Genomic DNA, 11,857 nt, shown 5'->3' with positions numbered 1-11,857 from the left:
CGTAATTACTGAAATCGCTGTCCGCGAATTAGCGGAATGGGTGTCCGCGAATTTCTGAAACACGCAGAGCAAGCTGTCCTTTGCCATGATTGGAGACCACAGCGACACGATCGAAAGGGTCGGCAAGGCAATGATCGAACTCCGAGACAAGCAGCATCACCAGCTTGGGTCGCGACACAGCAGGCGCAGAGTATAAACCGGCGGGATGGCGGGCGAGCTTTTTGAGCTCGGCGGCCGGTTGGTCGCTCTGGGTGCAGCGTGTGCAAAGACGACCCGCATGACTGGTTGGAGGTTCAGGCCTTCAGGATCTCTGGCGCGATCAACTCCCTGGAATCACGCCGCTCGCCCTTGACCCGGCTTCGGCCGGAATCGAAGAACGGACGCAGGGAAGCTTTTGCGGCATAGCGCTCGCCGGCGATCTCGATCTCGAACGACCCTGAAGACAGCCACGCCGCCGTAACCCCCGTATCCGATTTCAAGTATCCCATGCCGATGCCGCACCCAACAGTGTGGCCGAAACCAGCTGAGCGCAGGTATCCGACGAGATTTCCGTCCCGCCAAACTGGCTCGGTGCCGAACATCAAAGCCTTGGCATCGGGCGCGGCGAGCTGGACCAGCCTGCGAAGCAATGGCTGGCCGCGCTGGGCTTCAAGGGCAGCGCGGCCGATGAAATCCTCGGACTTGTTCCAGGCAACCGTAAATGCCAGTCCCGATTCCAGTGGGGTGTCTTCATCACCGACATCTGAGCCCCAGTCCCGGTAGCCCGCCTCTAGACGCAGTGTGTTGAGCGCAACATACCCCGCGTGACTCATACCAAGATCGGCGCCGGCGGCCACTAACGCGTCGTAGACCCCCAACGTCTGTTCCGTTGGGACGTGCAGTTCCCAGCCAAGCTCGCCGACAAACGTCATGCGGAACGCAAGTGCCAAGCTGTAGCCCACTTCGATTTCACGGGCTGTTGCAAAAGGGAATGCCTCATTGGAGAAATCGGCCGGGCTGACTCGCTCCAACAATTCTCGCGATTGCGGGCCCATGACCGAGAGAGTTGTATAAGCGGATGACACGTCGACCACCGCGACGTGGCCGGCGCCCTTGGCGTGCAAACGCAGCCAGGCGAGGTCTCGGGTGCGTTGGACTGCCGCTGTGACGACGAGGAATTCCTCATCGCCGGTACGCGCGATCGTGACGTCAGACTCCATGCCGCCCCGCTCGTTCAGCCACGGGGTATAGACAACCCTGCCGAGCGGTACGTTTACATCGTTGGAAGAGAGTCGCTGGAGCAGTGCAAGGGCGTCAGGTCCTTGAACCAGAATGTGGGCAAACGAAGTTTGGTCGAAAAGGGTCACGGCAGAGCGGGTGGCTGTATGCTCAGCGCCGCTGCGTTCAAACCATTCGTCACGCCCGAACGTCGCATGGTTTTCATTTGGAGACCCGGGAGCGCCGAACCATTGGACCCGTTCCCAGCCGGCACTTTCACCAAAATTCGCGCCCGCGGCGGCCAAGCGGTCGTGCAGGGGAGACACGCGGACGTTGCGCGCGGTCTTCGGTGACTTGTGAGGCAGATGAAGTGTCCAGAGGTTACCAACCGCCTCGACTATCCGGTCGTAGAGGTACCGCTTATTCCGCTGGAAGGGCATGGACCGGCGAACGTCCATCTCCCAACAGTCGCCGGCCGGCAGGCCCGTCGACATCCATTCTGCCATGACCTTGCCTGCCCCACCCGAGGACTCGATTCCGCAGGAATTGAATCCAGAGGCGACATAAAGCCCCTGAATTTCAGGTGCCGGACCAAGATGAAAGCGGTTGTCCGGCGTGAAGCTCTCAGGGCCGTTGAAATTCAGTTGAAGACCAACGTTTGCCAATACAGGCATGCGCTCAATCGCGGCGGAGAGGTAGGGTTCGATATGATCCAAGTCCTCTGGCAGCGAGTCGAAGCTGAAACCCTGGGGTATGCCATTCATACCCCAAGGTTTCCCTTCGTGCTCAAAGAAGCCTACGAGCAGTTTGCCTGCGTCAGCCTTGGCATAAACGCGGGCGTCCATGTCACGTATCGTCGGCAGGTCGTGAGGGAGGCCGGGAATTGCTTCCGTCACCACATAGAAATGTTCAGCAGCCTGTAATGGCACTGACCAATTGAGATCAGCTGCCACGTTTCGTGTCCACAGTCCGGTACTGATAACCGCTTTCTCAGCTCGGACCGTCCCTTGGCTAGTTTCTACGCCCGCAAAGCGTCCGTTCTCGACCAGAATGCGGTTGGCGGGGGTCCGTTCGAGTATCGTTGCACCGCCCTGGCGGGCGCCGATGGCGAAAGCCCGCGCGGTGTCTATCGCGTTGGTCATGCCGTCAGATGCAATCCACGCGGCACCAAGAACATCACTGACGTCAAGCAGAGGAACACGGCGTAGGGCTTCCGCAGCGCTGATCATCTCCACGTCCAGTCCAAACGAGCGCCCCATCGATGAGCCGCGCTTGAGCTCCTCAAGCCGGTCCTGGGTTGCAGCGACAGTGATGGAGCCGGTTTGACGGAAGCCTGTCGCCTGACCCGTCAGGTTCTCGAGATCCCGGAACAACTCGGCCGAGTACTGCGCGAGCTTGGCCATCGTTTCATTGGCACGGAGCTGGGTCACGAGACCCGCGGCATGCCACGTGGTACCGCAAGTCAGCTGATCTCGCTCAAGCAGCAACACATCCCTGTGACCTAAGCGGGTCAGGTGATAGGCTATAGAGAGTCCGATAATGCCACCTCCGATGATGACGTATTCGGCATGAGACGGGAGTTTGCTGGCCATTTGAAACCCTGTTGCAGCCTGCTCGCGAAAACTGCGAACGAAGGCGGGTTGGTTATGGCCGATAAAGTACTGTTAGATGGGCACTCGTTTTCGCCGATCTGAGGGGAAAGCCTGCAGTGTTCCTGCGCGTAGCGTCATTGCGATGCAGCGTTTCTCAAAGTGAGGTCAATACTGCGTTTTCCCACGCAGGCGGCTGAGACCGCTAGCGCGTTGCATTGCCGGCAGGATAGCCTCTATAAACACTGAAAATCTGACTTCTGCTGTGGTATCCAGCATGGGAGGTTGGAGAGCCAGCCATAGCCGAGACCACCGTAGATGAAATATGACCGGATCGATGCCCGTATCCTGGAATTGGTTCAACGGAACAACCGCTTGACCTCCGATGTCATTGCCGACAAGGTTGGACTCTCTGCCACGGCATGCCAGCGTCGTCTTAAGAGGCTCCGGGCGGAAGGGATTATCGAAGCAGACGTCTCGATCATATCGGCCAAGGCCGTCGGCCGACCGATCCAGATGATCGTCATGGTAACCCTGGAAAGGGAACGTGCTGATATCATCGACAAGTTCAAGCGGGATATCAAATCCTCACCCGAGATTGCGACGGGTTTCTATATAACCGGTGAGGCAGACTTCGTACTCTATATCACTGCCCGAAGCATGGAGGACTATGAGCAATTCACGCGCGAGTTCTTCTATAAAAACACGCACGTTAAGAGCCTGAAGACCATGGTGGTCGTCGACCGGGTCAAGGCAACGTTCGCCGTCCCTGTTGAGGATCCAGAAGATATTTGAGCGTGCATCAATCCGGTCAAACACCGATGATGCGTGCAATGCTGTCAGCTGCCATGCGCTTGCGCCATTCGGCGGGGCCTAAGTCATGGATAGACGTGCCAGCCGCGCCGACTGCGAGGATCACTGGCATATCCTGAACTTCGAATTCGTGGATAGCCTCCATACCAAGGTCTTCGAACGCTATGACGCGGGCAGACTTGATAGATTTCGAAATGAGGTACGCCGCCCCGCCTACGGCTACCATATAGGGCGCCTGATGTCTGACGATCGATTCGATGGCGGCTGGGCCACGTTCAGCTTTGCCAACCATGGCAAGAAGCCCGGTAGCAGCAAGGACTTTTTCGGTGTATCCGTCCATCCGGTTTGACGTGGTTGGGCCGGCAGGTCCCACGACTTCGCTTCCAACGGCTCGCACGGGACCGACGTAATAAATTACCCGCCCGGCAAAGTTGACGGGAAGCGGCTGGCCCGCATCAATAAACTCTGCGATGCGCTTATGGGCAGCGTCCCGGCCTGTCAAAAGCTTGCCAGACAGCAGTAGCGTCTCGCCACACTGCCATTGCCGGGTCTCATCCTTCGTCAGGGTGTTGAGGTTCACACGTCTGACGTTCTTAGGGCTTATGTCATCGGGCCCGATATCAGGCCACAGGGATAGGTCTGGCGGATTGAAGACCGCGCAGCCAGATCCGTTGAGGACGAACGTAACATGGCGGTTTGCTGCACATTGCGGGATTAGGGCGACTGGTTTTGACGCAGCGTGGGTCGGATAGGTCGCGACTTTCACATCCACAACCGTGGTCAAACCGCCGAGGCCCTGGGCGCCTATGCCTAGGGCATTGATCCTCTCGAACAGTTCGAGGCGCAAAGCCTCCTCCGGAGACGAGGCGCCGCGTGCAATGAGGTCAGCCATGTCGATCGGCTCATTCATTGCCTCCTTGGCAAGGAGCATCGCCTTTTCAGCGCTGCCGCCAATACCAACCGACATCATCCCCGGTGGGCACCAGCCGCTCCCCATCGTGGCGACGGTTTCGACCACCCAATCAGCGACGGAGGCGCCTGGATTTAGCGTCGTGAAACGGGCCTTATTTTCAGAGCCTCCACCCTTTGCAGAGATCGTAAATGTGATGGCGCTGCCCGCCACCAATTCAACGTGGACGATCGCTGGCGTATTATCCCGGCTGTTCGTCCGTCCGGCCAGCGGATCGGTTACGACGGAGGGACGCAAAGGATTGTCAGGATCGAGGTAGGCTCGCCTGACGCCCTCATTGATAAGCTCTACGAAGGAAACCTTTGCGTCGATAAGAACCGACATTCCAACCTTGGCGAAGACCACGACTAGGCCCGTGTCCTGGCATATTGGGCGCCGGCCGAAAGCGGCCATGCGCGAGTTGACCAGAATCTGCCCAATAGCATTTTTCGCGGGAGCACTCTTCTCGGCACGGTAAGCCGCGGCGAGATAGTGGATGTAGTCGGGAGGATGGTAGTACGAGACATATTGCAGGGCGTCAGCGACGCTCTGCGCAATGTCTTCACCCCGGATCGAGGTATACGTGCGCTTACCGCTCAAGGGCAGCCAGTCCATTTACCAGTTTCAAATTCTGGAAGCTCCGCATTCCGTGCTCACCCCCTTCGTAGCCGTAGCCGCTTTGCTTGACGCCCGAATGCGGCGCATCAGCGGCGACGCCTTTAAGGAGATTGATGCTGACGGCGCCAGCCGCCAGACTGCTTGCCAACAGCTGTTTGGTCTCCTCGGACGACGTAAAGCAATATGAAGCTAAACCATATTCGGTGTCGTTGGCTTCAGCGACAGCGTCTGCAATTGTGTTGAACGGAGCCACAGTGAGGATCGGACCGAAGGGTTCTTCATGCAGAATACCCGAGTTCGAAGGCACGTCGGTTAGAATTGTCGGTGGCCAATAGAAACCTTCACGGTCCAATCTGGTACCGCCGATTTCAATCCGTGCGCCTTTTCCGACGGCATCCTTGGTCAGGCGGTTTAAAGCTTCAATCCTGCGGCCGTTCGCCATTGGCCCCATTTCGGTGCCCGGCGCATCAGGAGGGCCGACTTTTATCGATTTCGCGATGTCTACCAATCGAGTTAGGAACTGCTGGTAAACCGGCTGCGCGACCAGGATTCGGCTCGGCGCATTGCAGCTTTGACCAGCGCATTCAAATTTGTATTCCGAAATCGCCATGGCCGCGGCTTCTAGATCCGCATCCTCACACACAATCACTGGGCAATGCCCGCCTAATTCAAGGACGCAACGCTGGAGGTTGTCAGCGGCTAGCCTAGCAAGATGTTTCCCGACCGCCGTGGAACCTGTGAAGCTCAGGACCTTGATTATGGGGGAACGGAGCAGATGCTCCGAAATTGCTGCTGGCACTCCGAACACAAGGTTGACGACGCCAGCGGGAACGCCCGCCTCATGAAAAGCCTGGACGATAAACACGCTGGCACTAGGCGTCTCTTCAGCACCTTTGAGGATGACGGGGCATCCTGCAGCCAATGCGGCACCGAGCTTCCGAGCGTTCAGGACCGCCGGGTAATTCCATGGTGTAAAGGCCGTGACCACACCGAGCGGCTCAGGCACGAGCGTGCGGCCGGAATCCATCGGAATTGACGCACAAAGCTCCTCTGCTTGAGCACCGTTCCATTCCAGCATTTCGAGCGCGCGTCGGTATTCGCCTGCTGCCTCGGCCAATGTCTTGCCCTGTTCGGCGGATAGCGCCTTGGCGGCCTCGTCAACTCTTGCGGCAAGGATCCGTGCGGCTGCGACAAGGAGAGCACCCCGTTCGCGGGCAGGTCGCGCGGCCCAAGCGTAACGGCTTCGCTCGGCGGCGGCCAAGGCATCATCAAGGTCTTTCGTCGATGCGGAAGCGACCGATGCGAACGCCTGCTCGGTAGCAGGGTTGATAACCGGAATGTCGCCTTTGCCGCCGCTACGCCATATGCCGTCTATGAAGAGCTCATACCGCCTGGCTTCTGACATCTATAGCTCCGGTTGAAAAGTGAGGGCTGATACGGCACGCCAGCCGGACCGGTCCTGTCACTTACATCCCGCCCATGGCTTGGGGTCAAATATGGAATTTTGCCGATTGGCATCTGGAAACGAGATCGGGCCGTATCAGGAATGTACGCTCGCCGGCTCAGTAGGAGCCTTTGCCAGCCAGTGCCCGCTGTCAATCAACTCTCGGACGATCCCGGGGATCAGTTTGCGGACCGCGGACACAGAAGGCGAACTCTCATCCTTGGGGTTCACGGCTAACACCACCGAGCGGGTGATGACTGGGTCGACGATCCTGACCATATGGACCAGCCCTTGCTGGACTTCCTTGTGGATGGCTGAAGGTGTGAGGATGGAATAGGCCTTGCCTTCAGTGACCATGCTGATGATCGTCGACAACGAGTCTACTTCAAACCGCACGTCAAGGCGGCAGCCATGTTGAGCCACCACATCGGCGACCGAACGCCGGACATTGTTGGTGCGCATTGGCACCGCAAGCGGGAAAGCGTGTAGGTCCGATAGTGCTACCACATCGGGGAAAGGGGGTAGATTGGGCGGGGCAACGAGGCAGAAGTCTTCTCTCGCCAATATCGGAAGGCCTGCAATGGCATCGGCGGTTCGGTAAAGGATTGCCAGATTGAACCGTCCTGCAGCCATCCACTCCTCAAGAGGGCCGGTCATTCCTTCGACCATCTTCAAGGTCACAAGTGGGAGTTCACTGCGCACAGCTTCCAATAAGGGCCCTGAAAGCACACGCGCCGCTCCAGATGGGATGCCAATCGTCACTTCGCCCGAAGCGGCCGTACTGCTCATCTCGATCTTGGTGACCCTGATTTCGTTCAGGATTGTGCGTGCACGTTCAAGTAGTTTTGCACCAGAGGGTGTGACGCTGATACCACTCCGGTCCCTGATCAGCAGCTGAGATCCGAACTCCTCCTCTAACTGGCGAACGTGGAGGCTGAGTGCGCTTTGTGCGACGTTGAGCATGGCAGCAGCCTTCGTGAAGCTACCGGCCTCGACCACTCCTACGAAATATTTGAGCTGTCTGAATTCCACTTAAAAGCGACCTACCCGCAACGCTTGTCGGAAATTTACATCCAGGAAACTATCTCGGAATCAGATGGGGAGGAAGGGGGCAGAACGGCAATGGACCAGGTAGCAAGGTTGCTTTCAGCGTCCCCAGGCGAGAAGCGCTCTCGCGCGGCGAACGACGGGAGCATCAATCATTTTTCCGTCGACTGTGAACGCGCCTAAATTCTGAGACTTAGCTTCCTGTTCAGCGCTAATAACGCGTCTTGCCCATTCTAACTCGTTTGCCAGTGGAGCGAACTCTTCGTTGAGGGGGACAACCTGGGCCGGATGGATGGCGAAAGCACCGGCGAAGCCCAAGGCTTTCGAACGTCGCACTGTATCGCGAAACTTCGGAAGATCGGCGAAATCACCAATGCTGCCCACGAAGCCAAGTGGGATTAAGCCCGCCGCCCGCGCTGCAAAGAGTACCGCGAGATTTGGGCCAAGCAGGAGATCCGCTGTAGGTTGACCGCCTACCGCCGCACTAAAGTCCTCTGGACCGAGGCCCATGGCGACCAACCTGGGATGCGCTGTTGCTATGGCAGTGAGCCGCGGCAGCGCAGCAGGAGTTTCGATTTGGACTACCAAGCGTATACCTTCCGGTATCAGGCCACGCTCACTCTCGAGCGCCAGGATCTCCCGCTCAATCTCAACAACCCACTCGGCCGATTCGACTTTCGGCAGAACTATAGCGGTAACGCCGGACACAACTGTGGCATCAAGATCGGCGCAAAGCGCCCGCATGCCTTGGTTGACCCTCACAAAGACCGCGGCTCCATCCCGGCCGACCTTCGCGATGCTGTCACCAAGCCGTTGGCGCGCCTCAGCCTTTGACGGCAATGGAACCGAGTCCTCGAGATCCAGAACAATCGCATCAGCCCCACGTTCGTGGGCCTTTTCTACGAACTTCGGCAAGTGAGCGGGCACAAAAAGCAACGAACGCCAACGAGGCTCGCTGGACGGCGTGACAGCCAGAGGCTTCCCCACACCGCTCACGCTATTTGGCTCCAGCCGTAGAATGCTGCGTGCAAAATTCGTGGCGAATTGACGCCGTGTGGGCACCCAGGGCCGGAACCGGGCGCAATGCCACGGGATCATGGTTGAAGATTGCAGCTGGAGCAATAACGTCGATCGTCCCGCCCGGGGTTTCAACGACGGCCCTCCGAATATGCGGGTGTTCGGATACGGCGGCGATGTCATTTAATCTGCCATAAGCCAAACCTGCGGCTTCGAGCTCGCACATCGCTTGGTCGCTCGTGAGTTGCGAAAAGCGTGCTTGAACAATCTTATCAAGGGCGGAGCGGTTACCAAGCCGATCCATGTTCGATGCATAACCCGAGGCCCTGGTTAGCTCGGGCCTTTTCAGGAAGTCTGAGCAGAAATTCACCCACTCGCGGTCATTTTGAACCGAGAAGATTACTGCGTTGCCGTCGGCACATAAGTACGCTCCATAGGGCGCAAGAGAGGGATGGTTTACTCCGGCACGTTGGGTGCGATAATTTCCGTAGTCGTGTTGCAGGACCGGAACATTCATCCAGTCTGCCACGGAATCAAAAAGCGAGACCTGGATAGAACTGCTTTTTCCTGTGGTGGCCCGCGCGTATAGGGCTTGGAGAATTGCGCTGTGCGCGGTCATACCTGCAGAAATATCGCACACAGACACGCCGACCCTTGCCGCGCCCTCTGCAGTCCCCGTTATATTCGCTAACCCGCTTTCCGCCTGGACGATGAGGTCATAGGCTTTTAGATGCGAGTAATCGCCACCCTCCCCGAACCCCGAAATATCGCAGGTGATCAACTTTGGATACCGGGCACGAAGTCTTACCGACCCGAAACCGAGCTTGTCGATGCTGCCAGGCTTGAGGTTCTGAATGAACACGTCGGCAGACGATACGAGAGCCTCGAGCAGTGCGCGATCGGCGTCCGCTCGGAGGTCGAGGCAGACCGACTCCTTGCCACGGTTCAGCCAGACGAAATATGCGCTTTGCCCCTGAACGAGACTGTCATAATTGCGGGCAAAATCTCCTTCCGGGCGTTCGATCTTGATAACCCGCGCCCCGGCATCGGCGAGCCGCGAAGACGCGTATGGCGCAGCGACTGCCTGCTCGACTGCGACGACGGTGATTCCTGACAACGCTTGCATCACCGCAGCACCACCCTTGTGATTGCAGGGTCTTGCAGCTGTTGGGAGCGCCGCCTTTCGAGGAGGGCAAGCAGGCGGCTCTGCTCGTTGCCGACGATTGAGATACCCTCGTCGACCCCCATTCCGGGTTTCGCCAGCATCATATCGGCCTGAGTTGCTACTGACACGTGGACGGTTGCCCGAGCGGACAGATCGGTTTCGGTGCAACTGCCCCCGACATAGGCTCCCACGTGATTTTCCTTGCAGATCAACACTGCCTTAGCGGTGTCTGCAAGCGAGCCCACATCAGGCGTCTTGATTTGCACCAGATGAGTGGCGCGCGCCTCAGCGAACTGCCGTACGTCATCAAGCGTGTTGCAACGCTCGTCGACCACAATGCGGGCATTGGAACCTCGGCTATCCAAGATCGAAACAATACGGGCGTAGTTATCGACCTGCGCGTCCGTCGATCCGAAATCGCCTGGAGATTCAATATTCACAGTAAAGTCAGGAACCGTGTCTGCGACGCGGCAAATGAAGTCAGCAATGACCTTAGGATCGAGGCCGAGCTCTAGGCCGATCCAACCGTAAACGTCAAAATGGAGGGTGGGCCGGTAGCCTGGCCGGCCAATTTGCTGGCTCCGCGCCGCAACCCATTCGACGAACGCGAGGAAGGTTTTGCCCCCAACGCCGAACTTCTGTCGTGAGTTGATGAGGCCATGCGGAAGAACGTCGACATTTTTTAGGATCATCTTGTCGACGTTGATCTCGCGCGCATCACCGCTCTGTGCATAAATCGGCACACTCCGGGAGGGCAGGGGAAGGTCGAAAGCGTCGCAAACAGCTTCGGCCATTGTCTTCCGGCCTGCATGGGCAGCGGCGCGCAGAAGCGCTTGGCTTACACCATATTCCAGCGCGAGAGGTAGGCGCTTGGCCTCGACTGGTGCGAGCACCGTTGTGCAGGCCCTGAGGAATGACGATAGGTCTGCATTCGCCACTCTGGGCGCTATAACTGCTCTGGCGAACTTGGACATGGCTTCAGCTTCAAAGAGCGGATCGCGGCCGCCAGCGCCCGAGTATTGGACGCTCATCATGTCGCCCCAGGCGACCGTTTCGTCAGAAAGGACGAGCCCTATGCTAAGCGAGGACGCAGGTGTCCTGATGGCTGTGAGGCCAGGCGTCATCGGCTCGCCAACATATAGGAAGCCATCTTGTGCAGCGCCGGCCCTGATCGCGGCCTGATCGTCATAGAAGAATGCACCGGTACCCGGTGCCAAAACGATGTCCACGATTTTCATATACTGCTCGTCCCAGCGTGTTCGTCGCAATGAGATCAATCTCGACGTCGACTTGATTAAGGCCCCAGGAAGCAATCTAAGCCCAATATAAATTCCATACGCGATCCATCGCGTTTTCAGATGGGTGCCTTAACCTTGTTGCCGCAAGCCATGGTGGATCGCTTCGCCTCAAGCCGCGGACTTGATATCTGCGGCTCCCACCGCCTCGAAGTGAGACGACGGCCAGATAAACACTGAATTTGCGACGAATGCTTATTTCAGCTCGAGCAAAACAAAAAGAGGGACTGCGCGGTGGAATAGCGCGGGGGCAGCCTAAGGCGTTTTGCTACCGGCGTTTGGTTGACGCCGTACCCAGGTCTAACCACACGCGCAGGCAGTTTTGAGTATGATCAGACGCATCCACTTCATGTCCGTTTGCGGCCTCAAAGCGGATGCCGGCCAGTTCCACAATTGAGGGCCGAATAGAAGTGACGTCGCGCGAGATCACGAGACAGTTGGCGGAGCCGATTCCGCGGCGTTGCTGACCCGGTCGACACGCAGCGCGGGCGTTTGTCGGAAGAGCGCTACCGCCTTTCCTCCCACTCGGAAACCCCGCGACCTTCTACGGTGTTGGGCGTGATGACCTGTATCTCTGTTGCAAAGACCAGTGGGCAGGGACAAATCTGACCCGAAGCCGACGCCCGTCTCCATGACGCGAACGGCAGCTTTGCGCCGGTGGGTTCAACCGGTCATCGCAACACCTTCTGTAGCCTATCGGCCGGCGTTTCGAAGTCCAGGGTT

Annotated in this window: 8 protein-coding genes; 1 reads left to right on the top strand and 7 read right to left on the bottom strand. The window is 58.0% G+C overall.

All coding sequences use genetic code 11. The annotated features are described in order from the left end of the window. Positions 1-293: 293 nt before the first annotated feature. On the bottom strand, positions 294-2,789 hold the full coding sequence (locus tag ACWTU9_RS32515) for a GcvT family protein (protein WP_455861895.1): 2,496 nt from the start codon (positions 2,787-2,789) through the stop codon (positions 294-296). A 315-nt stretch (positions 2,790-3,104) separates the two neighbouring features. On the opposite strand from ACWTU9_RS32515, the gene ACWTU9_RS32510 reads away from it, so the two are divergent. Continuing rightward, positions 3,105-3,581: an Lrp/AsnC family transcriptional regulator gene (locus ACWTU9_RS32510; RefSeq protein WP_455861894.1), complete on the top strand. Its 477-nt coding sequence runs from the start codon at positions 3,105-3,107 to the stop codon at positions 3,579-3,581. Between the two features lie 16 nt (positions 3,582-3,597). On the opposite strand, the gene ACWTU9_RS32505 is transcribed toward ACWTU9_RS32510, so the two are convergent. The 6 genes from ACWTU9_RS32505 to ACWTU9_RS32480 all read right to left on the bottom strand — a co-directional run bounded on the left by ACWTU9_RS32505 (position 3,598) and on the right by ACWTU9_RS32480 (position 11,077). Further along, positions 3,598-5,163: a fumarate hydratase gene (locus ACWTU9_RS32505; protein ID WP_455861893.1), complete on the bottom strand. Its 1,566-nt coding sequence runs from the start codon at positions 5,161-5,163 to the stop codon at positions 3,598-3,600. Next, positions 5,138-6,571, bottom strand: a complete 1,434-nt coding sequence (locus tag ACWTU9_RS32500) for an aldehyde dehydrogenase family protein (protein ID WP_455861892.1) — start codon at positions 6,569-6,571, stop codon at positions 5,138-5,140. Before ACWTU9_RS32500 ends, ACWTU9_RS32505 begins: the two co-directional genes overlap by 26 nt. Positions 6,572-6,706: 135 nt before the next feature. Further along, a complete protein-coding gene (locus tag ACWTU9_RS32495; RefSeq protein ID WP_455861891.1) occupies positions 6,707-7,642 on the bottom strand; it encodes a LysR family transcriptional regulator in 936 nt (311 codons plus the stop codon). A 114-nt stretch (positions 7,643-7,756) separates the two neighbouring features. Further along, positions 7,757-8,653 (bottom strand): HpcH/HpaI aldolase/citrate lyase family protein, encoded by an 897-nt coding sequence (locus ACWTU9_RS32490; RefSeq protein ID WP_455861890.1) that lies wholly within the window; start codon positions 8,651-8,653, stop codon positions 7,757-7,759. Position 8,654: 1 nt separating this feature from the next. Then, a complete protein-coding gene (locus tag ACWTU9_RS32485; protein WP_455861889.1) occupies positions 8,655-9,800 on the bottom strand; it encodes a CaiB/BaiF CoA transferase family protein in 1,146 nt (381 codons plus the stop codon). Then, positions 9,800-11,077 (bottom strand): methylaspartate ammonia-lyase, encoded by a 1,278-nt coding sequence (locus ACWTU9_RS32480; protein WP_455861888.1) that lies wholly within the window; start codon positions 11,075-11,077, stop codon positions 9,800-9,802. The genes ACWTU9_RS32485 and ACWTU9_RS32480 overlap by 1 nt, the downstream gene beginning before the upstream one ends. Positions 11,078-11,857: the final 780 nt, after the last annotated feature.

It is taken from the genome of Mesorhizobium sp. 128a (assembly GCF_053848025.1).
This window is presented reverse-complemented; position numbering and strand designations above follow the sequence as displayed.